Origin of the sequence: Streptomyces rapamycinicus NRRL 5491 (genome assembly GCF_024298965.1) — a bacterium.
Lineage (GTDB): Bacteria > Actinomycetota > Actinomycetes > Streptomycetales > Streptomycetaceae > Streptomyces > Streptomyces rapamycinicus.
This window is the reverse complement of sequence record NZ_CP085193.1, coordinates 11,167,377-11,193,016: the sequence shown is the minus strand read 5'-3', so window position 1 is coordinate 11,193,016 and position 25,640 is coordinate 11,167,377. Positions and strand designations below refer to the sequence as shown.

22 protein-coding genes are annotated in these 25,640 nt (G+C 72.8%); 12 read left to right on the top strand and 10 right to left on the bottom strand.

Annotated elements, in window-relative coordinates:
• Position 1 precedes the first annotated feature (1 nt).
• Together LIV37_RS46185 and LIV37_RS46180 are read right to left on the bottom strand one after the other, a co-directional pair.
• Positions 2–1,630, bottom strand: coding sequence for a hypothetical protein (locus LIV37_RS46185; RefSeq protein WP_020873968.1), 1,629 nt, complete (start codon positions 1,628–1,630; stop codon positions 2–4).
• The gene (locus tag LIV37_RS46180; RefSeq protein ID WP_020873967.1) at positions 1,627–4,104 is read right to left on the bottom strand and encodes a protein kinase domain-containing protein; all 2,478 of its coding nucleotides are present in this window, start codon (positions 4,102–4,104) and stop codon (positions 1,627–1,629) included. The genes LIV37_RS46185 and LIV37_RS46180 overlap by 4 nt, the downstream gene beginning before the upstream one ends.
• A 210-nt stretch (positions 4,105–4,314) precedes the next feature.
• Between LIV37_RS46180 and LIV37_RS46175 the strand changes: the two genes are divergently transcribed.
• Positions 4,315–5,490, top strand: a complete 1,176-nt coding sequence (locus LIV37_RS46175; protein WP_214664190.1) for a macro domain-containing protein — start codon at positions 4,315–4,317, stop codon at positions 5,488–5,490.
• Positions 5,491–5,542: 52 nt separating this feature from the next.
• Here the strand turns inward: LIV37_RS46175 and LIV37_RS46170 are convergent, their stop codons facing one another.
• The gene (locus LIV37_RS46170) at positions 5,543–6,250 is read right to left on the bottom strand and encodes a 4Fe-4S cluster-binding domain-containing protein (RefSeq protein ID WP_121826578.1); all 708 of its coding nucleotides are present in this window, start codon (positions 6,248–6,250) and stop codon (positions 5,543–5,545) included.
• Positions 6,251–6,584: 334 nt separating this feature from the next.
• Between LIV37_RS46170 and LIV37_RS46165 the strand changes: the two genes are divergently transcribed.
• The 4 genes from LIV37_RS46165 to LIV37_RS46150 are packed head-to-tail and all read left to right on the top strand — an operon-like array spanning position 6,585 to position 11,016.
• Positions 6,585–7,271, top strand: coding sequence for a hypothetical protein (locus LIV37_RS46165; RefSeq protein WP_020873964.1), 687 nt, complete (start codon positions 6,585–6,587; stop codon positions 7,269–7,271).
• Positions 7,268–8,059, top strand: a complete 792-nt coding sequence (locus LIV37_RS46160; protein ID WP_020873963.1) for a hypothetical protein — start codon at positions 7,268–7,270, stop codon at positions 8,057–8,059. The genes LIV37_RS46165 and LIV37_RS46160 overlap by 4 nt, the downstream gene beginning before the upstream one ends.
• On the top strand, positions 8,034–9,560 hold the full coding sequence (locus tag LIV37_RS46155; protein ID WP_020873962.1) for a hypothetical protein: 1,527 nt from the start codon (positions 8,034–8,036) through the stop codon (positions 9,558–9,560). The genes LIV37_RS46160 and LIV37_RS46155 overlap by 26 nt, the downstream gene beginning before the upstream one ends.
• 49 nt (positions 9,561–9,609) lie before the next feature.
• On the top strand, positions 9,610–11,016 hold the full coding sequence (locus LIV37_RS46150; RefSeq protein WP_020873961.1) for a hypothetical protein: 1,407 nt from the start codon (positions 9,610–9,612) through the stop codon (positions 11,014–11,016).
• Positions 11,017–11,122: 106 nt separating this feature from the next.
• On the opposite strand, the gene LIV37_RS46145 is transcribed toward LIV37_RS46150, so the two are convergent.
• From LIV37_RS46145 to LIV37_RS46135, 3 genes are all read right to left on the bottom strand, one after another.
• Positions 11,123–11,947 carry a MerR family transcriptional regulator gene (locus LIV37_RS46145; protein ID WP_020873960.1) on the bottom strand — a complete coding sequence of 275 codons (825 nt, stop codon included), beginning with the start codon at positions 11,945–11,947 and terminating at the stop codon, positions 11,123–11,125.
• Between the two features lie 52 nt (positions 11,948–11,999).
• Positions 12,000–12,893 (bottom strand): ROK family protein, encoded by an 894-nt coding sequence (locus LIV37_RS46140; protein ID WP_243146534.1) that lies wholly within the window; start codon positions 12,891–12,893, stop codon positions 12,000–12,002.
• 76 nt (positions 12,894–12,969) lie between these two features.
• Complete coding sequence (locus tag LIV37_RS46135; protein ID WP_121826580.1) at positions 12,970–13,404, bottom strand: type II 3-dehydroquinate dehydratase; 435 nt, start codon at positions 13,402–13,404, stop codon at positions 12,970–12,972.
• Positions 13,405–13,631: 227 nt separating this feature from the next.
• Here LIV37_RS46135 and LIV37_RS46130 point away from each other — a divergent pair, with 227 nt between their 5' ends.
• From LIV37_RS46130 to LIV37_RS46120, 3 genes are all read left to right on the top strand, one after another.
• Positions 13,632–14,798, top strand: a complete 1,167-nt coding sequence (locus LIV37_RS46130) for a DegT/DnrJ/EryC1/StrS family aminotransferase (RefSeq protein WP_020873958.1) — start codon at positions 13,632–13,634, stop codon at positions 14,796–14,798.
• On the top strand, positions 14,795–15,940 hold the full coding sequence (locus tag LIV37_RS46125) for a Gfo/Idh/MocA family protein (protein ID WP_020873957.1): 1,146 nt from the start codon (positions 14,795–14,797) through the stop codon (positions 15,938–15,940). Before LIV37_RS46130 ends, LIV37_RS46125 begins: the two co-directional genes overlap by 4 nt.
• 79 nt (positions 15,941–16,019) lie before the next feature.
• Positions 16,020–16,703: an HAD-IA family hydrolase gene (locus tag LIV37_RS46120; RefSeq protein ID WP_020873956.1), complete on the top strand. Its 684-nt coding sequence runs from the start codon at positions 16,020–16,022 to the stop codon at positions 16,701–16,703.
• An 83-nt stretch (positions 16,704–16,786) separates the two neighbouring features.
• Here the strand turns inward: LIV37_RS46120 and LIV37_RS46115 are convergent, their stop codons facing one another.
• Positions 16,787–17,299: a hypothetical protein gene (locus tag LIV37_RS46115; protein WP_020873955.1), complete on the bottom strand. Its 513-nt coding sequence runs from the start codon at positions 17,297–17,299 to the stop codon at positions 16,787–16,789.
• A gap of 83 nt (positions 17,300–17,382) precedes the next feature.
• On the opposite strand from LIV37_RS46115, the gene LIV37_RS46110 reads away from it, so the two are divergent.
• The gene (locus tag LIV37_RS46110) at positions 17,383–17,724 is read left to right on the top strand and encodes a PadR family transcriptional regulator (RefSeq protein ID WP_121826581.1); all 342 of its coding nucleotides are present in this window, start codon (positions 17,383–17,385) and stop codon (positions 17,722–17,724) included.
• On the top strand, positions 17,721–18,440 hold the full coding sequence (locus LIV37_RS46105) for a permease prefix domain 1-containing protein (protein ID WP_020873953.1): 720 nt from the start codon (positions 17,721–17,723) through the stop codon (positions 18,438–18,440). Before LIV37_RS46110 ends, LIV37_RS46105 begins: the two co-directional genes overlap by 4 nt.
• 201 nt (positions 18,441–18,641) lie before the next feature.
• On the opposite strand, the gene LIV37_RS46100 is transcribed toward LIV37_RS46105, so the two are convergent.
• Positions 18,642–19,295 (bottom strand): sigma-70 family RNA polymerase sigma factor, encoded by a 654-nt coding sequence (locus LIV37_RS46100; protein WP_121826582.1) that lies wholly within the window; start codon positions 19,293–19,295, stop codon positions 18,642–18,644.
• Positions 19,296–19,528: 233 nt separating this feature from the next.
• The gene (locus tag LIV37_RS46095) at positions 19,529–20,224 is read right to left on the bottom strand and encodes a hypothetical protein (protein WP_148717926.1); all 696 of its coding nucleotides are present in this window, start codon (positions 20,222–20,224) and stop codon (positions 19,529–19,531) included.
• 267 nt (positions 20,225–20,491) lie between these two features.
• Here LIV37_RS46095 and LIV37_RS46090 point away from each other — a divergent pair, with 267 nt between their 5' ends.
• Positions 20,492–21,523: an NAD(P)/FAD-dependent oxidoreductase gene (locus LIV37_RS46090; protein WP_202979696.1), complete on the top strand. Its 1,032-nt coding sequence runs from the start codon at positions 20,492–20,494 to the stop codon at positions 21,521–21,523.
• Positions 21,524–21,711: 188 nt separating this feature from the next.
• On the opposite strand, the gene LIV37_RS46085 is transcribed toward LIV37_RS46090, so the two are convergent.
• The gene (locus tag LIV37_RS46085) at positions 21,712–22,653 is read right to left on the bottom strand and encodes a S1 family peptidase (RefSeq protein ID WP_121826583.1); all 942 of its coding nucleotides are present in this window, start codon (positions 22,651–22,653) and stop codon (positions 21,712–21,714) included.
• A 180-nt stretch (positions 22,654–22,833) separates the two neighbouring features.
• Between LIV37_RS46085 and LIV37_RS46080 the strand changes: the two genes are divergently transcribed.
• Positions 22,834–25,509 (top strand): SpoIIE family protein phosphatase, encoded by a 2,676-nt coding sequence (locus tag LIV37_RS46080; RefSeq protein WP_020873948.1) that lies wholly within the window; start codon positions 22,834–22,836, stop codon positions 25,507–25,509.
• Positions 25,510–25,640 lie beyond the last annotated feature (131 nt).

Sequence of the window (25,640 nt, the reverse complement as noted above, 5' to 3'; positions counted from 1 at the left end):
CTTACGTCTCCTGGTCACGGTGGCGGACCTTGGGTCCGGTGCGATGGTCGTGGGCGGGGCGGGCCGCCGTGCGCGGGGCCGGCCGCGCGGGTGGCTCGTCGAACTCGAACGGCACGCTGAGCCCAGCCCGTTCGGCCAGCTTCCGCAGCTCGCGCAGATGGTCGGGGGCCTCGACGCACCGCCGCCAGTCGAGGTCCAGATCGCCGTCGGTCTCCTCGGCGGGGTCGCGCTCGCGGTGCATGGTGGAGACCCGGGCGGTGCCCTCGGCGTCCACGCTGACGCGCAGCCAGTGGTCGTCCCCCCAGCCCGGCGGGGTCCAGTCGATGAACTGCACCGCTCCGGAGGTGGCGTATCCGGCCGTCTCCGGCTCCGACCGCTGGACCGCCGCGCGGATCACCTCCGCGGCGTACATCCGCTGATGCGCGTCGCCCCGCTCTCCCACGCGGGCCGCGACGCGGGCGCGCTCGGCCTCCTCCAGCGTCCCGCCGTGGTGCAGAAAGCGCTCCAGGACGGCGATCTCCGCCCCGGCGTCGGGCAGTGGAACGGGGGTGCCGGGGTGGTCGGCGCGGAGGAAGGCGAGCTGCTGGGCGGCCCACTCCTCGGTCTCCTGCCGCCGCTCGGCGTCACGCGAGACCCGCTCGGCGAACCGGGCGGCCTCCCGCAGATGGCGCCTGGCCGCCGCGGGCCGCTGGGCGGCCACCTCCGCGGCGACGGTGACCTTCTCCTCCACCAGCCGGTAGTCGGCCACCGCCACATTCCGCGGCAGCATGGCCAGCAGGTCGGCGCCCAGCCGCAGCACTTCCTCCTCGCCCGGGGCCGCGGTGGCGGCGGGCGGCGGCTGCGGCAGCGCGTCGCGGGCCTCGGTTTCGGTGGCGGCCTCCTCGTACGCCTCCAGGGCCTTGACGCGGCGGGCGCGCAGGGTGGCGTGCCAGCCGGAGTCCGCGGGGTGCGCTCCGGCCACCGGGCGGGCGGCGGCCTCCATGGTGGCGCGTGCGTACGCGACCTCCGCGCGGCGCAGCCGGCGGTCGGTGTCGGCCAGCCGTCGCCACACCTCGTCCAGGCTCATGCCGGTCAGGGCCAGCGGCGGCGGCAGGTCGGGCGGCTCCGGGGGCCCGTCGGGTCCGGCGGCCGTGGCGGCCCGCCGGATGCGCGCACGGAGCGTGTCGAGGCGGGCGTTGGCCCGGACGGCGGCGAAGGCGGCGTCCCGCCAGCACTCGGCGGCCTGCCGGGCGTCCAACTGCCGCTCCCGCAGCTCGGCCTGGTACTCGGCGGCGCGGATGGCGGCGGCCGCGAGCACCTGCGCCCCGGCCATGGTGGCGCGGCCGACGAGCAGCGCCCCGCTGAGCGAGCCGAGGCCGATCAGAGCGGGCACCATCAGGTCGTGCAGCTGGTCCATGGCGGCGTGCAGCGCATGGCCCCCGGCGTTCTGCACGGCGTCGCCGATGTGCTGGCCGACACCGGTGCCGATGTGGTCCGACAGCCCGGTGCCCTGGACCGTCTGGTGCGGCACTCCGGTGTTCTGGACGGTGTCCTGGACCGTGTGCTGGAGGGTCTCGGCGGCCGGAGGCTGGGGGAAGTACACATCCGGCATCACATCGCCGATGCTGGGGATCGCCTGGCCCGAACTCATGTGACACTCCCTGACGTCGGCGGGGCGGTTGCCCTCGGACGGCCGGGGCGGACCCGGCCGTCCCGGCCACGAAGCTCCGCCACATAGCGGCGCCAGCACCGCGTCCGGTGCCAGGTCCACCAGAGAAGAACGGCCACCGTGGCGACCGGCCACACCCAGGGGGCGTAGGCCACGGTGGCCCACAACAGGGCGATGGCCGGGAGGATCAGCAGGCTCTGGACGGGGAAGCGCGAGCCGGGGCGGCGGATGAACCGGGCCACGGGCAGCGCGCGGTCGATCAGCAGCCCGGCCAGGGAACGGTCCGGATGGTAGCCGGGGCTGCCGATGCGGTACGCCGTCCACAGCTCCAGCGCCAGCACGGCGGCGGCCGCCGGGACGGCCAGCATCCACGCCGTCAGCACCGCGCGCTGGGCGGGCCATCCCACCAGATCGCCGAGGCCGATCGCGAAGATCCACGGGAGGACTAGGCCGACGGCTCCGCCGAGGGCCCAGCCGAGCGTGGGCAGCATGTCCTGTCTGCGCACCCACAGCGTGGCCACGTCCATGTCGCGCTCCTGGCGGAGGAGGGCGCGCTCGTCGTTCACCCGGCCCTGCGCCTCCGTGGACTCCTGCTCGGCGAATCCGGCCAGCCACTCGGCCAGTTGCATCCGCACCAGGTCGTCGGGGTCGCGCAGCAACCGGCCGTACCAGGCCACCGGCTTCGGGAACGCCGCCTGGATACGGGCGGTCCGCTCCCGGAGCCTGCGCCGGTGCGCGGTGGGGGCGGCGGCGAGCGAGAGGAGGGCGGCCAGCCGGGAGCGGTCGAGCCGGGTGGCGGCGCGCACCTCGGCACGGCGGTCGCGCAGCCAGGGCGACGCGTGCAGCGCCTCGTCCACGGTGTGCTGCCAGCGGGAGCGGGCCGTCAGCCAGCGCTGCTGCACCTCGGCGAGCCCTTCGCCGCCGGGCCGTGAGTCCAGCAGCGGCAGGATGGTGTGGTCGCGCAGGTCCGCCACGACGGAGAGGGCGAACTCATCGCCGCGCCCGGCCTCCCGGAGCAGATCGCCCAGCCCCGCGTGGTCCAGCGGAACCCCGCGGTAGGAGGCGTCGAGGGTGGGGCCGAGCCAGGTGATCAGCCGCACCATCGTGACCGGCTTGGGCTCACGCGGCGGCGGGGCGGGGTGGTGCGGCTCCAGGAGGCCGAGCAGCGCGGTCAGTTCCTCGGGGTCGCGGCCCGGAACGCCCTCGAACTGCCGTAGCCAGCGGGTGAATTCACTGCGGCCGCGCCGCCGGGAGAGGAGTTGCCGGGCGGGCCGCCAGTTCTCGCTGAACGCCCTGGCCAGCTGCTTCGGCCTGGTGTAGCGCTCGCCGAGGAAGGCGAACGGGTCGATGTCCGGGTCGTCCGCGGGGTCCGAGGCGCCGGGGGCCGCGCCCGCCTCCCAGGGGGCGACCGGCGGCGAGCCGCCCACCAGCCACTGCGCCACCTCGTCGGTGCCCCAGCGGTGGTCGGGGTCACGGGTGAGCAGCCCCCGGCACAGCAGCCGCAGCCGGTGGTCGGTGACCGGGGACAGATCCGGGGCGCGGGAGCTGATCTCCTCCCGTACGAAGTCGTTGTCGGTGAACCGGATGGGGTGGCGTCCCCCGGCCATCTCGGCGACGATCATGCCGAGCGACCACCAGTCGGCGGGCGGATGGATCAGCTGGTGGCGCAGCGACGCCTGCGGGGACATGTAGAGGGCGGTGCCGACCCAGCGCTCGTCCCGGGTGTAGCGCTCGGCGGGTTCGTGGGCGGAGACGGCGAAGTCCACGAGGACGAGGTCCGGGTGGGCCGGGTCGAGGCTGCCGAGCACGATGTTGGCGGGGCTGAGGTCCCGGTGCACGATGTTCAGTTCGTGCAGGGTGGTGAGGGCCTCGTGCAACTGCCGTACGACGCCGTGGATGAGCACGGGGTCGGCCGGGCCGGGATTGTCCCCCAGATATCCGGCCAGGTCGGTCTCGCCGTAGGAGGGCGCCAGGTCGTACGGATGGCCGTCGGCCCCGGTGTCGCTGGTCTCGGTGAAGTGGGTGAGGTGGCGGCGCGGGCGGTCCCGCAGCAGCTCCCACACCCGGCGGTCCGGGCCGTGGCCGCGGTGGTACCACTTCAGGATGTGGCTGCCGCGGTCGTCCTCGACACGGTAGACGGCCGCCTGGTGCGGATGGTCGGGGCGGCGCAGCACGGCCCTCAGGCGGAACCGGCCGCGCAGCGAGACGGGCAGCGCTCCGGTGTCCCCGCGCAGGTCGCGACCCCCGTCCGCGGCCTGCGCGGAGGCGGCCGAGGGGACCTCGTCCTCGGTGGGCCCGGCCGATGCGGCGGCCGCCGACGGGGGCGGCTCCTCGTGTTCGGTGGGCGGCGGCCCGGCGTCGTGCGCGCGCCGCGGCCCTCCGGGCTCCCCGGAGACCCCGTACTCCTCGTCGTCCTCGTATTCCGTGGGGGGCGGTTGCCGGTGCGGATGGGTCACAGAGGTCACCTCGTGAACGGGCAGGCGTTGTCGCATTCATGGCGGCGACGGCGGGCGGGGGGCGCCGGGCCGTGGATCAAGAAAGCGGAACCCCGGAAATCGGAAATCTGTTCCAGCGCGGCGTGAATTACCGGCGGTACAAAGCCCGGCAGGGAACGGCCGCCGGGAGACCGATTTCCTCTTTCTCGGCCGGTCGCTAGCCTGGTGACCATGAGTCAGGAGCCATTTGAGTCAAATTTGCCCACATACGATCAACTCCTGGAAGAACTCAAAAGCATACGCAGGCCCGGGCTGCCAGATCTGCGCAGCATCGATCGGCCGGCGCTGCGCGCCGCGGCCGTGGCGGGCGGCTTCTGCGATGGCTCCGACGACGCCCCGGCCGGTATCGAGGCGCTGCTCAAGGAGGCGGTACGGCGCCTCGGCGAGCGCGATCTGCTGGGCCAGGCCGCGGCCCACACCTTCGGACTGCTCCCCGACCGCCGGGGCGCGCCCGCCCATGACCGCCGTAAGACGGCCGCCGCCGTGTACGGAGTCACCTCCGAGCGGTTCCGCAAGCACCAGGAACCGCAGGTCGTCCAGCAACTCGCCGAGGCCGTGCTGACCATCCTGCGCGAGCCGCCGCCCCTCTCCGGTGGACCGGGCCCGACGGGACGGAGCCCCGGACCGGGCGCCGGGGCCCGGCTTCCCGCCGAACCGAGCGCGGCCGGGCAGAGCACGCTCGCGCGCGGCGGCCGGGTCAGCCGGATCGGCCAGGAGCCTCCGCTGCGGGTGGACAGTGTGCCGGTGGACGCGCAGAGCACGTTCACCCTCCATGTCTCCCCCATCGAACTGCTGCGGGACATCGAGGTGCTGGTCTCCTCGGAGAACGTCTACCTGGAGATGTCCAAGACCTTCCGCCCCACCGTCTCCGGCGCGCTGCGCCTGGCCGCCGCCGTACGCGACCCCGCCGGAGAGATCGTCGACGATGTGCTCGCCCGCGAACTGGCCGCGTGGCTGCGCGCCCACGGCCGCCCGGGGCTGCCGATCCGGCCGGGCACGGTGGTGCCCACCTCGCCGGGGGCGCTGGCCGCGCGCGGCGTCCGGCGGATCTACCACGCCGCGGTGGCCACACCGCTGGACGACACGTACGAGGTCCGCCCGGAGAGCATCGCCCGCGCGGTCAGCGCGTGCTTCGCGCTCGCCCGGGCCGAGCGCGACCGCTACGAGCCCGCCCTGTCCTCCATCTGCTTTCCACTGCTCGGCGCGGGGCGGGGCGGACTGGCACCGGCGGTCAGCGCGACCTGGCTGCGCTGGGCGATCCGCGACGAACTCGCCCGGGACGCCCGCTGGCGGGTGCATCTGGTGGTGCGCAGCCGGGAGATCGCCGAGGCCGTGGGCGCGCTGTGAGCACGGCGGACCGGCCCACCACGCGCCGTACCAGCCGGGCCGGTGCCCCCGCTCAGGGGCGCCAGCTGGCACCGGTGAGGGCGATCCCCGCCCGCCGCAACCGACGCTCCAGCGCGGCCAGTTCGCCGCGCCGCGGCACTCCGTAGAGCCGCACATCGCCGTCCCCCTCGACCATCTGCAGACGCGGCCCGCTCTCCGTCCGGGCCAGATGTTCCTGGTAACGCGCCCGCCCCCGCTCCGTGCGCGGCCGCATGGGCTGGTTCGCCGAGCCGCGCCACACCAGGGCGGTGGGTTCGGCCGCCCGGAAGCGCCCGGACACCAGCACATCGGCGTGGCGGACGGCGGCGGAGCGCACCGCGTCGGCTTCCACTTCCTCCTCCTCGTATCCCGTGTACAGGAGGATGTCGATCTCGCGGCCCGCCGCCGGGCCGCCCGGTGCCACCGCCTCCGCACGGGCCCGCGCCGCCCCGGCCAGCAGGGCCTCCAGGGCGGTGGGCTGGTCGAGCGGCTCGCCGCCGCTGACCGTCAGCCCGTCGGCGCCCCGGGCCAACGCCTCGCGCCACAGCCCGAGCAGGGACGACACCGTACGGGAGGCGCCGCCCGATGGATCCCAGGTGTGCCGGGACATACAGCCGGCGCAGGCCAGTCCGCACCCCTGGGACCAGATGCCCAGGCGCCGCCCCGGGCCCAGGGTCTCCACCGGAAAGTGCGTCTGGCTGATCCGGAGCGTGGGCTCCGCGCACCCTGGAACGTTCTCCACCGACCCATCTCCCATTCCCCCGAGGTCGTGTTCCGAGATTCATGATCAAAGAGGCGTGGCCCCGGAACCGTTCCAGTATGACCCGGCGTCAGGCATCGACGAGGGCGTTCTCCGGTCGACTTCCGGGCGTTTTCAGGATCGTGTCCTATGGGGAGCATTCCCGGGTACGACCTCATCGATACGGTCTGACAGGGAATCGAATCGACAACGACATCGTCATCGTCATCCACATCGACTGCGAGCCCTTTGCGGGAGAAAGCGGAATTCCACTGTCCGCAATGCGGCTGTCCGGTGCGGGAATTCCCGCGCCGGGGAAATCGGGGGATCCATTTCCATGATCACAACCGACAGTGTCAACGGGGTGGTGCGCCGGGGAAGGCTCGGCCGTACCGCCCGCTTCGCGGCCCGATGGCGGGGCAGGCGCGACGGCGCCCGCGGCGTCCCCCGCGTCCCGCTCCCGGCGCCGCCCGAGGAGGAGCGGGGCAAGACGCCACCGCCGCCCATCGAGCCACCGGCCCCCGAACTGCTGATCACTCCGTATGTGATGGAGGTGCGCACCGGTGTCCGCCGGGCCACCGAGCAGATGCGCGCCGCCCTCATCGGGCGGGAGCACGCCCTGCTCAGCAGGTTGCGCGCGGAATCGGTGCGCGTGGTCACCCAGTACGACGTCCGGGAGGACCCCCGGCCCGCGGCGCTCGCGCGGTACGGCCACTGGATGGGCCAGTGGCGCACCAGCGTTGACCGGTGCCGGTCGCATGCCCAGGCCGTCGTCGACCAGGCCAATCAGCGACTGGCCTGCTACTGGGACGCGGTGCGCGAGACCCATCCCCAGCTCTCCCGGCTCCCCCGGCGCCCGCCCGGGGACTGGCTGCCCGGCCGGGTGGAGTTGGACGGGTCCTGGTACCGGCCCGACGTCTGGCTGCTGGCCGACGACGACAGCGCCCGGACGGCCACCTCTCGGGCGCTGCACATACTCGAACGGCAGAACACCGACCGCGTCGACGGGAGGACCGCGCGATGACCGTCCAGACCGTCCACAGCCCCGCTCCGCAGCACCCGGGCGCCCGGCGGCGCCGGCACCGGCGGCGCGCGCTCACCGCCGCGCTGGCGCTCGCCCTGGCGGCGGGCGCCACCGCCTGCGGCTCCGACGAGCCGTCACGCTACTCCCAGACGTGCGGCGTCGTGGTCGACGGCTCCGGCTCGGCGGCTGCCACCCGGACCGGCTTCGACTCGGAGGCCAAGCTCAAGGCCACCCTGCAGACGTTCCTGGCGGACAAGAAGTGCCGCAAGACGTCCTTCGCCCCCATCACCAAGGTGTCCAAGGCGTCCAAGTGCCAGGTCAGCCCGCTGGACCTGGATCCGGGCACCTCGAAGACCGCCGACCGCGAGCGGGCCCGCACCACCATGCGCGCGGTGGCCCTCTCCAACGCCCTGAAGCTGCTGCGCTGCGCCCAGAAGGAGGAGCCCGGCTCCGATGTGCTCGGGGGCCTGTCGCGCATCGCGCTGTCCAAGCCGTCCGGCGACGACGCCTCGTTCGACGTCCTGGTGGTGAGCGACTTCGACCAGGGCGACACCGACTTCCGGCTGGGGCGGCAGGACCTGTCCACCGCCGCGAGCCGCCGGACCGTCATCGACAGGTTCCTGAAGTCGCACGGCAGGCCGGAGCTGTCCGGCGCCGACGTCTACCCGGTGGGCTACGGCATGAAGTACGGCACCGACACCTCCCGGTACGAGCAGTTCAACTCCTTCTGGACGGAGCTTCTGGAGGGGAGGGTGAAGGCACATGTCCACACCACCTACCGCCGGTGACGACGAGGCCCCGCGGCGGCTGAGGCTGCTCCGCCGCAGGGCCGACGCGGACCGCGGGCGCCGCGGCGGGCGGACTGCCGCGCGGCGGTTTCCCGACGGGGCGCTGCCCCAGCCCGAGCCCGTCGCCTCGGATGTCATCCGGGCCGGTGACAGCGCCTGGCTGCTGGACCGGGCGCGCAAGCACGGCGCCTCGGCGGCCACGCGCAAGGTCTTCGACCCCTGGGTGCTGGCCAGTCCCGACCGGGTGCCCTACTTCGCCGAACTGGCCAGTGTGCGCAACAAGGTCAGACACCGGCTCGCCGAGGAGCAGGCGCGGGCCGAGGAGGACGGCGCGCTGGAGGCGAGCCGGGTCCGGGCGGCCGCCGGCGCCGCCGGAGTGCGGCTGGAGCGGGCGGGCCGGCGGCGGGCCGCCCTGGAGCAGCAGCAATCGGTGACCATCGACCAACTGGACCGGCTGGCGCGGCGGGCCGACCGGTGGCAGACCTTCCGCGACACCGTACGAGGCGGTTTCGAGCGCCGGTGGCTGCGCGCCCGTATGCCCGCCGACGGCAACGGCGCCACCGGTCCCGAGCCGCCGGGCGCCAAGCGGCGCGAGGACGAGCCGGAGACCACCGGCGGCCACGCCGGCTGGCAGGCGGTGTCCGACCAAGATCCGGTGGCGGAGGCGGACGCGGCCCAGCGGGCCCTGTCCACCAGGGCGGCGTGGGAGGGCGCGGCGGCGCGCCCCGGCATGCCGCGCTGGATGAAGTTCGGGGTGCTGGCCGCGCTGATCGTGGTCGAACTGCCCGTCTACTACTCGGTGTTCGAGAATCTGCACGGTGTCGGGCGGTTCGCCGATCTGCTCTCCTACAGCCTCATGGTGGCCGTGGCGGTGGCGATGATCCTCGCCCCGCATATCGCGGGCTGGATCCTGCGGCGCCGCTCGGTCACCGGCGGGATCCGGCTGGCGTCCGTGCCCGCCCTCGCTCTGCTGGGCGTATGGGCGTACGGCGCCTGGGCGTTGGGGGACCTGCGGGCCAAGGTGGCGTTCCGGGAGGAGCCTCCGCTGGATCTGCCGCCCGATGTGGCCGCGGATGTCGGGGACAGCGTGCGCAACCCACCGAGCCTCATCGAGTCCCTGCACCTGGACCCGCACAGCGTGTCCTGGATGTTCGTCGCGCTGCTGCTGCTCTCCGGTGGCATCGCCTTCCTGATCGGGCTGGGCGAGGAGCACCCGTATCTGGCGGCGTACCGGACCACGGCCGAGCGGCTGCGGGAGCTGGAGCAGGACATCGAGACGGACCTCGCCGGCTCCGAGCGCGCCAGGGAGGCCGAGGCCACCGTGAGCGCCCGAGCGGGCGCCCGCCGCGCGGCCCATGAGGAGCGGCTCTACGCGGTCGACGAGCTGTACGAGGCGGCGGCCCACGCCTATCTGGACGGCGTGGCCATGGAGTCCGGCGATCCGGCGGTCACCGAGGCCGCCATGCGGCTGTCCAGCCAGTGGCCGCTGCTGCCGCGCTGAGGGCCTGTGGCACACCGGGAAGACACACTCAGATCCATGGGGGGTGGCGATGGAGCCGACGGCACCGTCGCAGTACATACTCATCACGCAGTGCCTGCAGAACGACTTCTTCCTCAACCTGGACTGCCAGCTGTCCCTGCCGGACAGCGCGGTCTCCAAGCTGCTGCTGGACAGCGAGAGCGGTGCGTCCCTCCGCACGGAGGGCCACCGCCGGGTCCTGTCCGAGGCGGAGCTGCGCCGTTCGCCACTGGCCCGCTTCCTCGACGCCACCGTCGGTTCCCGGATGCGCGGACACGGCGACGGCGTCCTGCATCTGATCAACATCCGTGACTGGCATGTCCCGGGGGAAACGTACGACCTGGAGCGCAGGCAGTACGGGGCGCATTGCGAGGCCGGCACCTGGGGGGCGGCGTACGTCGACGGGCTCACCGACGTGCTGGCCCCGGATCTGCGCGCGCCCGCGGACGCCGAGGACGGCTGGGGCGGGAAACTCCGCGTCCACCATGTGCGGTCCAATACGCTCTTCGACTTCCAGCACAGCTCCGGCGGACGCCCCGACCTCGGCGAACCGGCGCCGCTGACGACGCTGCTGGACGGTCTGCTGGGCGACGGGCGGCAGGACACCACGCACGTCGTGGTGATCGGTGTCCTCACCGACATCAAGGTCCAGCTGCTGCTGACCGGTATCCGCTCCCGCTACGACGTGCGGCAGCTCGTCGTCTCCGACGCGCTCACCGCCAGCAGGACCCTGGAGCGCCATCTGACGGCCCTGGACTTCTGCCAGCGTGTGCTGCACACCGAGGTGATGATCGGTCTCGCGGAGCTGGCCCGTTTCCTGGGCTCGCGGCCGGACGACGACCGGCGGCTGTCCCGTGGCGGGGACGCGGAGTTCGTGGGCTACTCCTCGTACATCCAGGACAAGCAGGGCATCCTGTCCTACGAGGACGCCAGGATGCGGGACTATCGCATCCAGACCGCCGAACGGCTCCGGCGAGCGCAGCACACGGTGGGCTTCGCCAGCAAGTTCCTGCTGGGGCTGGGCACATGTCTGCTGGCCGGCGCACTTCTGCTGTCGCTCGTCGGCGTCTTCCTCCCGGACCGTATCGGGTGGCAGAGCCCCGCCGTGCTCGGCGCGCTCGGGGTGGGGCAGATCGTCACGTTGTTCTTCGCCCGGCCGGTCCGATCGGTACAGGACGCGCTGGCTGAGGAGACCCGCTACCGGATGATCCTGGAGAGCCGCAGTCTGAAGGTGGCCCTGGCCCGCTTCCACATCACCACGGCGGCCGCGCTCCGACGGCATGACGACGTCGAGGGCCAAACCGATGCCCTGGCCCGGCAGTTGGAGATCCTGGAGAGGATGGACACGGCCGATTTCGAACAGCTGAGGCAGCTGGGGGTGGACCCGCGCACCGAACCGCCCGGGGCGGGCCGCCCCCGCGGAAGGAGCCGATCATAGGCCTCCTGACCACCTCGGCCGACTGGGCGGCCACCCGGCCGGTGGCCGCCCTTCGCATGGCCGCCACTCGCGTGGCCGCGCCTGTCGTCCCGCCGCGGCCCGGCCGTCAGGCCCGGACCACCGGTGCCTGGAGTTCCGTGACCCACTCGTCGCGGTTCTCCGGGCACTCCAGGTTGATCTCCCGGGGGTAGCCGGCCGACCGGTAGCCGTTGCCGTCGATCCAATGGGCCAGGGCCTGGGCCGTGGGCACCACGGCGTCCATCGGGCCCCGGTGCACGATGGTCGCGGCCCGGTCCACGGGCGGCAGATCGAGGATCCTCAGGTCCGCACCGTCCCGGAGCGGGGCGGCGACCTGGACGGCGGCGTGGACGGTGACGGCGCCGCCGCCTTCCGGGGCGTCCTCGTAGTACGCGACACCGGGGCCCGTCGGGGCGATGCCCGCCGTGTCGAGGCGCCGGAACAGCTCGTCGTAGAGCGGCGTGATGACCGGGCCGATGTCCTGGGGGCCGAAACCGGCGGCGGTGGCGGTGAGCTCCGCCACCCGGACCGCGGGGAGGGTCTTGATGACGACGTCGTTCGTGGGCATGTGCCCCTCGCTCTCGATCGACCGGAGCCTCGCCTCGACCTGCACCAGCCGTGCCGCCGTGGCGGCCACCGTGGCCTCCAGCTCGGCCCGCCGCAACCGCAGCATGCCGCGCAGCTCCTCGGTGCCGACCTTGTCGTCCACGATGTCCCGCACCTGCTGGAGGGTGAAGCCGAGCTCCTTCAGCGCGATGATCCGGTTCAGCCGGCTGAGCTGGGCGGCCGAGTAGGAGCGGTATCCGGTGGCGGGGTCGACATGGGCCGGGAGCAGCAGTCCGGTGGCGTCGTAGTGGCGCAGCATCCGGACCGAGACGCGGCCGTGCCGGGCGAAGTCTCCGATGGTGAACATGATGGCTCCGAGTTCAGCGCCTGACACGGTGTGAGGGTCAAGGGGCGCCGGATCAGTCCGGCAATCCCCTGGCCAGCAGAACGGCGCCGTGCAGTGACGACAGCCCACCCAGTGTCGCAGGCCGGACCGGTGGCAGCGGATGCCCCGGCCGCTCCAGCGCCTTCGTCCGCTCGGCCACCATCGCCACGAGCTCCGGCATCACCGCGGCGAACCCTCCGCCGATCAGCACGAGCGAGGGATGGACCAGCTCGCACACACCGGTCACGGCCGTGGCCAGGGCCCGGCCACTCTCCCGCAGCGCCGCCACGGCCCACTGCCTTCCGTCCCGCACGGCCTCGCGCAGCGCGGTGAACGCCACCTCCTGGCCCCGCCGCCGCGCCGCCCGGCGCAGCGTCGCCGGGCCCGAGGCCGCCGCCTGGACGCAGCCGCGCCGGCCGCAGTCGCACAGCGGGCCGTCGCGGTCCACGATCAGGTGGCCGACCTCGCAGGAGCCGCGGCCCACACCGGGGACGGGCTTTCCGTTCAGCACGATGCCACCGCCGATCCCGGTGCCGACACCGAGGTAGAGCAGATCGGGGCAGCCCGCCTCGTGTGCTTCGGCGAGGGCGGCCAGATCGCCGTCGTCGGCGCAGCGCACCTCGGCCTCGCCGAAGAGCGCGGACAGCGCGCCCCGCAGATCCACTCCGGCCCAGCCGGGGCGGCCGGGCCAGGCGATGACCGCGCCGGTGGCGTCGAGGGTGGCGGGCAGCGCGACCCCGACGCCGGTGAGCCGCTCGGGGTGGCCCGCGCACAGCTCCCTGATGTGCCGCGCCAGCAGCTCGAGGTCGTGGGTGGCACCGCCGGGCGTGATGGCGTCCGTACCGTCCGGCCCGGCCCAGCGGAAGGAGGATTCACGGACGCTCAGGTCGTCGTGTTCGAGGCGCAGCGCCACTTTGCTGCCGCCCACGTCGATTCCCAGATGACTGATGGTCGTCTCCCGGCTCGTCAGCCTTCGCGGTGTGGGGTGACGGCGCGGCGGGCGCTCAGTCCGGCACCTTTTCCAGCAGGGCGCGTGCTGCTAGCCGATAGCCCACGGCGCCGAGCCCGAAGATGACGCCCGCGGCCAGCGGTCCGGTCACCGACTCATGGCGGAACTGCTCACGGGCCCAGACATTCGACAGATGCACTTCTATCCAGGGCCGCGGATAGTTGGCCAGTGCGTCCCTAAGTCCCCATCCGGCCATCATGAGCGCGGCCGGATTGATGATGGCGCCGGCCGTGTCGTAGTTCCCCTGAATGGTCTGGATGATCTCCGCTTCACCGTCGAACTGGTAGGAATCCACTTTCCAGCCGCGCTCCGCGACCTCTTCCCCGACCCAGCGCTCGATGTCCTCCAGCGTATCCGTGCCATAGATCTCGGGCTGGCGCTTCCCGAGGATGCCGAGATTCGGTCCGTTCACCAACAACAGCCTGCTCACTGCGCACCTCACCATGTGGGATCGGCTGAATTACAGCGGCTCATCACGGAAGTGCCATTTATAGCACGACCCCCTTGGCCTCGGTGTGGGAGTTTGATCAACCACGTTTTTAAGGGGGCTGTAGGGGGGCCCTGAGGGGGAATGACGTTTCGCCCGCCGTCCGGTTAGCGTGCTAATGCGTCCGCCGCGGACCCGCCTCCATAACGCATTAAGGGAGTAGGGAAATCATGAGCAATGATGTGCGACTGGGATCCGAGCTGCCCGCATGGCCGCAGTACGGCGACGAGGAGCGCGAGGCCCTGATCCGGGCCCTGGAGCAGGGGCAATGGTGGCGCGTCGGGGGCGGTGAGGTCGATGCCTTCGAGGCGGAGTTCGCCGCGGCCCATGGCAGCGAGCACGTCCTGGCGGTCACCAACGGGACGCACGCGCTGGAGCTCGCCCTCGAAGTGCTCGGCGTCGGCCCCGGCACCGAGGTGATCGTTCCCGCGTTCACCTTCATCTCCTCCTCGCAGGCCGCGCAGCGGCTGGGCGCGGTGGCCATTCCGGTGGACGTGGACCCGGACACGTACTGCGTCGATCCGTCGGCGGTCGAGGCGGCCATCGGCCCGAGGACCCGCGCGATCATGCCGGTGCACATGGCGGGTCAGATGTGCGACATGGACGCGCTGGACAAGCTGTCCGCCGACTCGGGGGTGCCGCTGATCCAGGACGCGGCCCACGCTCACGGTGCGCGATGGCGCGGCAAGAGGGTCGGCGAGCTGGGCTCGGTCGCGGCGTTCAGCTTCCAGAACGGCAAGCTGATGACCGCCGGTGAGGGTGGCGCCGTGCTCTTCCCCGACGCCGAGATGTACGAGAAGGGCTTCGTCCGGCACAGCTGCGGACGTCCGCGCACCGACCGCGGCTACTTCCATCGCACCTCGGGCTCCAACTTCCGGCTGAACGAATTCTCCGCCTCGGTGCTGCGCGCCCAACTCGCCCGTCTGGAGGACCAGATCACCACGCGTGAGCAGCGCTGGCCGGTGCTGGGCCGGCTGCTCGCCGAGATCCCCGGTGTCGTACCGCAGTCGCGCGACGACCGCGGCGACCGCAACCCGCACTACATGGCGATGTTCCGGGTGCCGGGCATCACCGAGGAGCGCCGCGCCGAGGTCGTCGACGTGCTCATCGAGCGCGGAGTGCCCGCGTTCGTCGCCTTCCGCGCGGTCTACCGCACGGACGCCTTCTGGGAGGCCGCGGCGCCGGATCTGACGGTGGACGAACTCGCCCGCCGCTGCCCGCACTCCGAGGCGCTCACCCGCGACTGCGTATGGCTGCACCACCGGGTGCTGCTGGGCAGCGAGGCGCAGATGCACGAAGTGGCCGCCGTCGTCGCCGATGTGCTCGCGGGCGCATGAGCGCCCCGCACATCGGCGAGACGCCGATCCGGACCGCGGTGGTCGGTCTGGGGTGGGCGGCCCGCTCGATCTGGCTGCCCCGGCTGCGCCGCAACCCCGCCTTCACCGTGACCGCCGCGGTGGACCCCGACGAACGCGGCCGCGCGGCGGTGGCGGAGGCCGAGGCCGAGGGCGCGGACCGGTTGCCGCTGCTGGCGGCGGTCCATGACCTCGACCCCGCCGAGGTGGATCTGGCGGTGGTCGCGGTGCCCAACCATCTGCACTGCGCGGTCGCGGGCGAGCTGCTGGCCAAGGGCATTCCGGTGTTCCTGGAGAAGCCGGTGTGCCTGACCTCGGAGGAGGCCGAGCGGCTGGCCGCCGCGGAGCGCTCCGGTGGCGCGGTGCTGCTGGCCGGAAGCGCGGCGCGCTACCGCGCCGATGTGCGCGGGCTGTACCGGATCGCCGCCCGGCTGGGCCGTATCCGCCATGTCGAACTCGCCTGGGTGCGGGCGCGCGGCGTACCCGACCGGGGCGGCTGGTTCACCCAGCGGTCGCTCGCGGGCGGCGGGGCGCTGGTCGACCTGGGCTGGCATCTGTTCGACATCGCCGTTCCGCTGCTGGGCACCGCCGCGTTCCGGCACGCCATCGGCACCGTGTCCGCCGACTTCATCACCCAGCGGTCCTCCCGGGCCGCGTGGCGCGGCGACGACGGCGGCCCCGCGCTCCCGGGCGCCACCAACGGCACCACCGATGTCGAGGACACCGCCCGCGGGTTCCTCATCACCGAGGACGGCCGTTCGGTCGTACTGCACGCGAGCTGGGCCTCGCACGAGGCGCTGGACACCACCCGGGTCACGATCGACGGCAGCGACGGCAGCGCGACCCTGCACTGTACCTTCGGATTCAGCCCGAACCGCCTCGAGAAGTCCACTCTGACCCGCACCGTCGATGGTACGACCCGCCCGGTGGCCGTACCCACCGAACCGATCGGCACCGAGTACGACCGGCAGCTCGACATGCTTCCCGCGCAGCTGCGCGACCCGGCGGGGCGGGGGCGGGTGATCGAGGAGGTCCGCCGGACCATCGGCGCCATCGAACGGGTCTACGCCTCGGCCCGGATTCCCCGGGAGGTCCGGGATGTCCGGGAGTCGGCGCCGGTGTGAACCGCGCCGACACGGGTTGCTCCCACCTCCCACCGCCTCCTCGGCTCCGCCCTCGTCGCCCGCACCACGGGAGTGCTCAATGACCAGCCATCCGATCAGTCACGGCGGCCCGCCCTCCGGCGCGGGTATCGCCCCGGCCACCTCGGTGGTCTTCGACCTCGACGGTGTCCTCGTCAACAGCTTCGCGGTGATGCGCCAGGCATTCACCCTCGCCTACGCCGAGGTCGTCGGCGACGGTGAGCCGCCCTTCGAGGAGTACAACCGCCATCTGGGCCGCTACTTCCCCGACATCATGCGGATCATGGGTCTGCCACTGGAGATGGAGGGCCCGTTCGTCCGCGAGAGCTACCGGCTCGCCCACCTGGTGGAGGTGTTCGACGGTGTGCCCGAACTGCTGTCGGAGCTGCGCCACCGCGGGCTGCGGCTCGCCGTGGCCACCGGGAAGAGCGGCCCGCGGGCGCGCTCGCTGCTCAACACCCTTCGTATCCATGAGCAGTTCGATGTGATCCTCGGCTCGGACGAGGTGGCCCGGCCCAAGCCCGCGCCGGACATCGTGCTGAAGGCGATGGACATCATGGGCGCGGACCCCGACCGGACCGTGATGGTCGGGGACGCGGTGACCGACCTGGCCAGCGCGCGGGGGGCCGGAATCACCGCGGTGGCCGCGATGTGGGGTGAGACCGATGAGAAGACCCTGCTCGCGGCGGAGCCCGATGTGATCCTGCACAAGCCGTCCGAGCTGCTGTCGCTGACGGTTCCGTAGGTCCGTCCCTCCATCCGGCCGATGCCTCCGCCCGGGGTCCGGGTCCCCGCACAGGGCCCGGGCCATGCGGCTCGCGCACGGCATCACGCTCCGGTGGTCGAGCCCGGTCGGACGATCATCAGCACGACGACGATCGCCCAGAGGAGGTTGAAGACCCCTGTGAGCATGGCCAGCCGAGCCGCCACCGCGGAATTCCCGTTCGTGGCCGTGTCCTCCGGTGCGGTGAGCAGACCCCCCTGGGCCGGGATGATGGCCAGCGCGAGGACGAGCACGGCGACCGTGGTCAGGACGATCGACGCGATGAGCCAGACGTCGGTGAGCACACCGAGCTGGGCGGCTGTGGCCACGCCGAAGAGCGGTACGGCGATACCCACGAGGGCATAGCCACGGCAGATCCGGTGCAGGAGCGCGGCGACCGCGGTGGCGCGTTGGGCGTCGGAGCCTTCGGGCCGCGCCGATGCGGACTGGGTGGACTGGGCGGAGTGGTTCGATGCGGACTGGCGCGCATAGCGCGGGAAGAGCGAGGCGGCCACCGCGATCGGCCCGATCGCCAGGATCGCCGCGATGACATGTATGGACAGCAACAGCTTGGTCATGGGAGGCCTTCCGACCCGGCGGTCTATATGTTGGCTGCCAATACATAGCACGCCTACACCCCCTATAGGTAGGCTGCCTATCCATGAGGGCAGACAGAGTGCGAGGACACCTGGACGGCCTGCTGATGGCCGTTCTCGAACAGGGACCACTGCACGGGTACGCGATCATCACCGCGGTTCAGCGGCGCAGCGGAGGCGTGCTCGACCTGCGCACGGGCACGATCTACCCGGCGTTGAACAAGCTGGAGCGGCTGGGGCTGCTGACCAGCAGCTGGGAGTCGGTCGGCGAACGACGGCGGCGCAGCTACCAGCTCACCGACGCGGGACGGAGAAGTCTGGCCGAGGAACGCACCGCATGGCGGGAGTTCACCATGGCGATCGGCTCCGTGCTGAACCCGGGGGCGGAGCCCCGGTCCGCCGTATGAACACCCACGACCGGCAGACCGGTCCCGTAGACGCCGATCCCTTCAAGGCCGATCCCGTCGAAGCCGATCCCGTCGAGGTGTACGTCGCCGACCTGACGGCCGTCCTGCACGGTCCGGCGCGGGCCAAGGCGCGGATGATCGAGGAGATGCGCGACGGCCTTACGGAGACGGTGGCGGCGCACATCCGCGCCGGGAGCACCCCCACCCGGGCGGCGGACGACGCGGTCCGGGAGTTCGGGACGCCGCAAGAACTCGCGCCCGGCTGTCAGCGGGAGCTGACCATCGCACAGGCGCGCCATACCGCCCGGGCGGTCGCGCTCACCGCCCCCTTCCTCACCGCTTGCTGGTATCTGACCTCGAGCACCGCATCCGGCCAGGACGCTCCGGTGCCACGCGCCGCCCAGCTGCTCGCCACGCAACTGGCCACGGTCGTCGGCACCATCGCGCTGCTCGCCGCGCTGGCACTGGCCGTCACCGGCACCCTGGCCCGTCGGCTGCCCACACCTCCCCGGCTGCCCCTGGCGATCGCCTGGGCCGGTACCACGGCGGGCGTGGCCATGGGGGTCGCCACGCTCACGCTCACCGTCGCGTCCCTCCTGGCCACGGACTGGCCGCTGATCGCGCTGGCCGGGGCCTTCGCCGCCGTATCACACGCGGTCGTGGCTCCCTCGGCCCGCGCCTGCCGCCGATGCGCCCGGCTGGTCCGCGTCCTGTAGGGCCTCCCGTCTGTAAGGCCCACGTCTGTAGGGCTCCCGCCTGTAGAGCTCGCGTCTGTAGAGCTCACGTCCCACTCGCGTTCCGTAGGACTCGGGTCCTGTACGTCACCGGCCGGGCAGGCGGCGACGTGCGGGGCGCGGCGGGCAGCCGCTGATGGCCTGCCGCCCGCCGCGCCCCGTATCGTCGTTCGGGCTTCGGACTCAGCCCGCCAACCGCACGGGCCCCGCCGCCCTTTCCGCCGCGGCCAGCAGTGCGTTGATGTCCTCGCGGGCGCGGGCCACACGGGAACGTACGGTGCCGATGGGGCAGCCGGTGGCGGTGGCGGCGTCCGCGTACGGCAGGCCGAGCACCTTGGTGAGCAGGAACATCTCACGGCGCGCCGGGGCGAGCGCCGCCAGCAGATCCATCAGCGCCACCCCCTCGTCGAACCCGGGGAGGCCGACGGGCTGCGCCCGTTCGGCCACCTCCTGCCAGTCGTCCGCGTCCAGGGTGCGGGGGCGGGCGGCGGCCATGCGGTAGCGGTCGACGACCACGCGCCGGGCGATCGACAGCAGCCATGTCCGGGCCGACGAGCGGCCCGCGAAGCGCGACAGCCCCGTCAGCGCCCGTAGATACGTTTCCTGGGCGAGGTCCTCACAGCCGTGCGGGTCCGCGCTGAGATGGAGTACGAAGCGGCGCACATCGCGGTAGGTGGCGCGGATGAAGTGGTCGACCGCGTCGCGGTCGCCGTCGCGGGCGGCCAGGGCCCATTCGGTGACCTGCCGGTCGTTCGCCGCGGCGGCGAAGCCCTGCCCGTGCACGGCAACGGGCTGCACGGCCCTTCTCGGTGCGGTGGACAGCATGGGGGAAGGCATCGTCAAACGTCCTTCGGAAGGCGGTGAACGGCACACCGGCAGGCGCCACCGGCGCGCTTGGGCGCTGCGGGGCGGCGAGGGGCCGGCGGTGCCGACGGATGGGGCCGGCGCCGGGCAGGCGCCGGTACTCCGCCCGTCGTCGGCGCTCACCCCGGATCGGGGCGGTGCCCCAGCTCGGGTCAGGACCCCGCATCGGGGCGGGGCCCCGACAGGAGCGGGGAAGGACGGGCGGTTCAGCAGGCGGCGAACCGCGCCGGTGGCCCTCTGCGGAGGATGACGTGCCGTAGCAGGACTCCGCGCAACCGGCGGGCGATGGCCGGTGCGGACGGCCACGCGGGCAGCGGAGTGGCGCCCGCGCCCAGGATGCGCAGGGCGAGAACGAGCGGGACGAACAGCAGGGCCGCGAGCGCGCGGCCGAGCCGGAAGACGGCCCGCTCACCGCGCCACAGCCACAACCCGCAGATCAGCGCGGCGAGAAGGTGGGCCGTGGCCATGCCCGGCCCGCCCGGACCCGCCCAGGGCCACGGCAGATGCCCCATGGACGGCGTGGTGGCGGACATCGCGTCCGCGCCATGGTGCATATGGCCCATGGCGCCGCCACTCATCGGGGCGGCGCCCATGTCCCGCGTCCCCGGCACCCCGTCGCCCGTGGCGCTTACCGCCGCGGGAGCGGCTGTCGCCTCCGCGAACCGGAACGCCATGTGCAGGCCGAGTTGCGCGACCACCGTCGCACCGGTCACCACCAGCGCACCGCGCTCGCGCCCGGCGACCCACCACGCGGCGGCCGTCGTCCCGGCGAACGCGGCGGCCACGGCCCACACCGGCAGGGTGTCACCGGACATCAGCGCGTGTCCGAGCGCCGTCACCACGACGCACACCGTCGCGAAGACGGCGGCTCGTGCGAGGCGGAAGGGTGGCCCGGCGGACATGGCAGCCATGGTGCCAGCCGTGGCCGGTGAGCGTGACGGTGGCTCAATCTTCATCACGCGGGTGACAAGCGTGGCCCATGCATCGCCGCCACCCAACCCCTGTGAACCGGCTCGCGGAAGATACCCGGAACTCACGTCCAGCGGTTCGCCGACTATCCGGTGCAGCCGGCAGGGGCCGACAAGCCCGAACTGCCGTTTGCCATCTCGGCAAGGTGGTTTGCCTAGCGACGAGGCAGGCTCGCATGGTGGGCCGTGGAGGTGGTCAAGGTGACCGATGAGCTGAAGAACGCCTACGACGTGGTGGTGATCGGCGGTGGCGCCGCGGGGCTGAGCGGGGGGTTGATGCTGGCTCGGGCGCGGCGCTCGGTGGTGGTGATCGACGCGGGCGCCCCGCGCAACGCCCCGGCCTCGGGGGTGCACGGACTGCTGGCCCGGGACGGGGTCCCCCCGGAGGAGCTGGTGGAGCGGGGCCGGGCCGAGGTCCGCGGCTACGGCGGTCAGGTGGTGTCCGGCGAGGTGGGCGCCGTGGCCCGGGAGGAGACCGGGTTCCAGGTGACCCTGACCGACGGCCGGAGCGTCCGCGCACTCCGGCTGCTGCTGGCCACCGGGCTGGTCGACGAGTTGCCGGACATCCCCGGGCTGCGGTCCCGGTGGGGCCGGGATGTGGTGCACTGTCCGTATTGCCACGGCTGGGAGGTCCGCGACCAGGCCATCGGCGTACTGGGGAGCGGGCCGCTGTCGCTGCACCAGGTGATGCTCTTCCGGCAGTGGAGCGACGATGTCACCTTCTTCTCCCACACCTTGCCGGTGCCGACCGGCGAGGAGGCGGAGCAGCTGGCCGCCCGTGGCATCCGGGTGGTGAGCGGCGAGGTGGCGTCCGTGGAGATCGTCGAGGACCGCCTCGTCGGCGTGCGCCTGCGCGATGGCCACGTGGTCAAGCGCGAGGCACTGGCCGTCGCGCCCCGGATGGTGGCGCACACCGGCTTCCTGGCGGCGCTCGGGCTGCGGCCGGTGGAGCATCCGAGTGGCGCCGGTGAGCACATCCCGTCCGACGCGACCGGCCGCACGGATGTGCCCGGGGTGTGGGTCGCGGGCAATGTCACCGATCTGTCGGCCCAGGTGGGTGCCGCCGCGGCGGCGGGAGCGACCGCTGCCGCCCATATCAACGCGGATCTGATCGCCGAGGAGACCCGAGAGGCGGTCGCCGCGGCCCGGGCCCGCAGTGAGGTGGCGTTCTCCGCGGAGGTGGAATCGCGGGTCTGCGAAGCGGTGTTGGGCGACCGCCGCCACGGTCTGTGAGGCGCGGTGCACGGCGCGCGGTCCTTCGTCGGCCCGCACCGGCTCATGCCCAGCGGGCCGGGACCTCCGGGCGCGGACGGTCCCGGCCCAGTACGGGCGATCCCGGCCCGGCACGGGCGATCCCGGCCCGGCACGGGCGATCCCGGCCCGGCGACGCATCACGGAGCCACCACCACCGCCGGTCGGTGTCAGTAGACGGTGAGACCGTAGGCGCTCAGCACCTCCTGGATCGGCTGGTAGTACGTGGTGCCTCCGGAGGTGCAGTCCCCGGAGCCGCCCGAGAGAATGCCGATGATCTTGTCGCCCGCGTAGAGCGGGCCACCGCTGTCGCCCGGTTCGGCGCAGATATTGGTCTGGATCAGGCCGTAGACGATGTCACCGCCGCCATAGTTGACGGTCGCGTTGAGCGCGGTGACCACACCGCACCGGACACCCGTCGTGGCGCCCCGGCGGCAGACCTGCTGGCCGACGTGGGCGGTGGCGGTCCCGGTGATGTCGACGGTCCCCACGGTCCCGGGGTGCGGAACGGCGGTGTTGGCGTACCGGACGACGCCGTAGTCGTTGCCCGGGAAGCTGGTCCCGGTCGTCGGGCCGACCGGGGTGGTCGTACCGGAGCCGGTGTACCAGGTGGCGTTGCCATCGGCGCAGTGGCCGGCGGTGACGAAGTAGTACGTGGCGCCGCTCTGCACATTGATCCCCGCGGAGCAGCGCACCCCCGTGGAGGAGTAGATCCCGTCGCCACCGGAGAGGAGGGTCCGCAGCGGGCCGTCGAGCCGCTCGACGGTGACGGCGCCGCCGAAGCGCTCGGCGGTGCGGTCGATCCTGGCCCGGTCGGCGCCCCGGACCGTGGAGCCGACGAGGACACGCAGCGTTCCGGTGCGCTCGTCCACGGTCCAGGCGGTGCCCGGGACATCCAGGGACTCCACGGCCGAGGCGGCACCGGACACGGACGTTGACGCGGACGGGGACGTTGACACGGACGCGGACGGGGACGTGGCCGCGGAGGTCGACGCGGCGGAAGCGGCCGCACTCGTGCCGACCGCCCCGAGGGCTGCCGTGACGAACAGACCGGACACCGCGGCGATCAACCGGAACCGACCACGTCTTCTGGTACGGCGTGCTGTCCTCACCCGAACCTCCTTGAATGGGGCGGTAGTTGGTCCAGCCGCCTCATTGTGCCCGTGGCCGGGCGGGCGCGTAACCCACCTCCCCGTGTCATCGCGGACCACCCTTGATCAGCACATTGATCGATCAAGCGATACCGCGGACTCCCCGCCGACTACGAGGACGAGAGTGTTATAAATGCCGTTATGAGCAGACATGCTCGCCCGGCCCGGAGGCGGCTGGGGCTCCTGCCGCATCTGCGCAGCGTCGCCGGGCAGGCGTTCATCCTGCAGCTTCTGCTGATCCTGGTTCTGGTGGCCGCCGCGGTGGCGGCCGTCGCCGCGGATGCCCGGGCTCACGGTACGGTCGACGCCCGTCGGCGATCGCTCGCGGTCGCCGAGACCTTCGCGCATGCTCCCGGCATGGCCCGGGCCATGAGCGGCGACAAACCGACATCGGCACTGGAGTCGCATGCGGAGGCGACACGGAAGGGCTCCGGCGTCGACAGCGTCGTCGTGTTCGACACTCGTGGCATCCGCCTCACCCACCCCGAGAGGCCCTTGATCGGCAAACGGATCGTCGGACCCGCCGGGCTGGTGCGGGAAGAGCTGCGCGGAAAGACGATCTCGCAGACCTTCCGGGCCAGCCAGGGCCCATCCGTCGTCTCGGCGGTCCCCATCACCGGGGCCGATGGCACCTTCCTCGGCGGAGTGTCGGTCGGGGTCAAGATCCAGAGCGTGCACAGCACCATGGACCGCCGGCTGCCGATGCTGCTCGGCAGCGGCGCCGGGGCGCTGGTCCTGGCCACGGGCGGGGCGGCGCTGCTGAACAGGCGGGTGCGGCGGCAGACCCACGGCCTGGGCACCGCGCAGATGACGCGGATGTACGAGCACCACGACGCGGTGTTGCACTCGGTCCGCGAAGGGGTGCTGGTCCTGACGGCGGACAAGCGGCTGCTGCTCGTCAACGACGAGGCCCGGGAGCTGCTGCGGCTGGCTCCGGACGCGGAGGGGCGCCACGTCGGCGCGCTCGGCCTCGAACCCCACCTGACGGAGCTGCTCACGTCGGGACGGCACGTCACGGACGAGGTGCACCCCTGCGGGGAGCGGCTACTGTCGGTCAACCTGCGGTCCACGGATCGTGCGGGCGCCCCCGCCGGAAGCGTGGTGACGCTGCGGGACACCACCGCGCTGCGGGTGCTCTCCGACCGGGCGGTGGAGACGAGCGACCGGCTGAAGCTGCTGTCCGACGCCGGTGTGCGGATCAGCTCCACCCTCGAACTGACGGGCATCGCCGAGAAGCTGGTGGAGGTGGCCGTCCCCCGGTTCGCCGACATCGCCGCCGTCGAGTTGCTGGACCCCGTACTGCGCGGCGAAGAGCCCGAGCCGCCGTACGAGCCCCTGGCACCGCACCGGACCGCCGTCGGCGGGACACCCGCCGAAGCCCCCCTCTTCCGCGTGGGCGAGCGGGTCGTCCACGCCCCCTCCACACCGCAGAGCCGGGCCGTGCGGACCGGAGCCGCCGTCCTCCTCCAGGCCGATCCCACCGGTACCGGCGAATGGCCGGCCGGAGAGGCCCGGCGCCTCCTCGACCACGGGATCCACTCGCTGATCACCGTCCCGCTGCGGTTCCGCGGTGTCACCCTGGGCCTCGCCACCTTCTGGCGGGCCCGGCACCGTGCGCCGTTCGACGAAACGGATCTGGCCATCGTCCGGGAGCTGGCCGTGCGCACCGCCGTCTGCGTCGACAACGCCCGCCGCTACGCCCGCGAACACGCCATGGTCACCGCCCTGCAGCGCACCCTCCTCCCCGGCGCCCTGCCCGATCAGAACGCCGCGGAGGTGGCTGCCCGCTATCTGCCCGCGCCGGGCGGGACGGGCGGAAGCTGGTTCGATGTGATCCCTCTCCCCGGCGCCCGGGTCGCGCTGGTCGTCGGGAAGGTGGCCGGGCAGGGCCTGCACACAGCGGCCACGATGGGCCGGCTGCGCACGGCGGTGCAGAACTTCTCGGCCCGGGACGTGCCCCCGGATGAGCTCCTCTCCCATATGGACGAGCTGGTCACGCGTCTCGCCCTGGAGCATGACGCCGACGCCCACGGCACCCGCATCGCGGGCGCCGGCTGCCTGTACGCGATCCACGACTCGGTGTCGGGCCACTGCACCGTGGCCCGGGCCGGCGATCCGGGCCTCGCCCTGGCCCACCCCGACGGCACCGTGGAGATCCCCGCGGTGCCCGTCTCCCCGCCCCTGGGCCTGGGCCGGGAGCCCTTCGAGGCGGTCGGCCTCTCACTGCCCGCCGCAAGCCGCCTGGTGCTCTACACCAACGGTCTCCTCGAAGGCCACGACCGAACCACCGAAACCGGCCTGGACCTGCTGGGCCGCGCCCTCGCGGCCGAGCCGGACCTCGACCCCGACGAGACCTGTCGGAGCCTGTTCCAGAGCGTCCTTCCACCCCACCCGAGCGACGATGTCGCCCTGCTGGTGGCCCGCACCCGCCTGCTCGACCCGGAGAACGTGGCCGAATGGGATGTGCCGTCCGACCCGGCGGCGGTCGCCTCGCTGCGCACCGCCTGTGCCCGCCGGCTACAGGCATGGGGCCTGGAGGACGCCGCGAGCACCGCCAAGCTGATCATCAGCGAACTGATCACCAACGCCCTGCGCTACGGCGCCCCTCCCGTGCACCTACGCCTGCTGCGCGACCGCCGCCTGATCTGCGAGGTCTCCGACGGCAGCAACACCGCACCCCATATGCGCCGCGCCGCGACCACCGACGAGGGCGGGCGCGGACTGTTCCTCGTCGCCCAGTTCGCCCAGCGCTGGGGCACCCGCTACACCCCGCACGGCAAGGTCATCTGGGCCGAGACCCCCCTGGACGGCCACTGAGCACCGCAGGCCGGCCGCGTCATCCGGTGCGCGGGAGCGCGGGAAGGGGCGTCCGAAACGCCATGTCCGAATCCCGCCAGCTTTCCGTGTCCGAAAGACGCATGCTGGGAGCAACGCAAGACAGAACGGCG

Coding starts and splice junctions, on each gene's coding strand:
- LIV37_RS46160 (WP_020873963.1), top strand. CDS start 7,268: ATGACCGTCCAGACCGTCCACAGCCCCGCTCCGCAGCACCCGGGCGCC.
- LIV37_RS46145 (WP_020873960.1), bottom strand. CDS start 11,947: ATGTTCACCATCGGAGACTTCGCCCGGCACGGCCGCGTCTCGGTCCGG.
- LIV37_RS46165 (WP_020873964.1), top strand. CDS start 6,585: ATGATCACAACCGACAGTGTCAACGGGGTGGTGCGCCGGGGAAGGCTC.
- LIV37_RS46115 (WP_020873955.1), bottom strand. CDS start 17,299: ATGACCAAGCTGTTGCTGTCCATACATGTCATCGCGGCGATCCTGGCG.
- LIV37_RS46150 (WP_020873961.1), top strand. CDS start 9,610: ATGGAGCCGACGGCACCGTCGCAGTACATACTCATCACGCAGTGCCTG.
- LIV37_RS46125 (WP_020873957.1), top strand. CDS start 14,795: ATGAGCGCCCCGCACATCGGCGAGACGCCGATCCGGACCGCGGTGGTC.
- LIV37_RS46185 (WP_020873968.1), bottom strand. CDS start 1,630: ATGAGTTCGGGCCAGGCGATCCCCAGCATCGGCGATGTGATGCCGGAT.
- LIV37_RS46120 (WP_020873956.1), top strand. CDS start 16,020: ATGACCAGCCATCCGATCAGTCACGGCGGCCCGCCCTCCGGCGCGGGT.
- LIV37_RS46095 (WP_148717926.1), bottom strand. CDS start 20,224: ATGTCCGCCGGGCCACCCTTCCGCCTCGCACGAGCCGCCGTCTTCGCG.
- LIV37_RS46155 (WP_020873962.1), top strand. CDS start 8,034: ATGTCCACACCACCTACCGCCGGTGACGACGAGGCCCCGCGGCGGCTG.
- LIV37_RS46100 (WP_121826582.1), bottom strand. CDS start 19,295: ATGCCTTCCCCCATGCTGTCCACCGCACCGAGAAGGGCCGTGCAGCCC.
- LIV37_RS46080 (WP_020873948.1), top strand. CDS start 22,834: ATGAGCAGACATGCTCGCCCGGCCCGGAGGCGGCTGGGGCTCCTGCCG.
- LIV37_RS46130 (WP_020873958.1), top strand. CDS start 13,632: ATGAGCAATGATGTGCGACTGGGATCCGAGCTGCCCGCATGGCCGCAG.
- LIV37_RS46175 (WP_214664190.1), top strand. CDS start 4,315: ATGAGTCAGGAGCCATTTGAGTCAAATTTGCCCACATACGATCAACTC.
- LIV37_RS46105 (WP_020873953.1), top strand. CDS start 17,721: ATGAACACCCACGACCGGCAGACCGGTCCCGTAGACGCCGATCCCTTC.
- LIV37_RS46110 (WP_121826581.1), top strand. CDS start 17,383: ATGAGGGCAGACAGAGTGCGAGGACACCTGGACGGCCTGCTGATGGCC.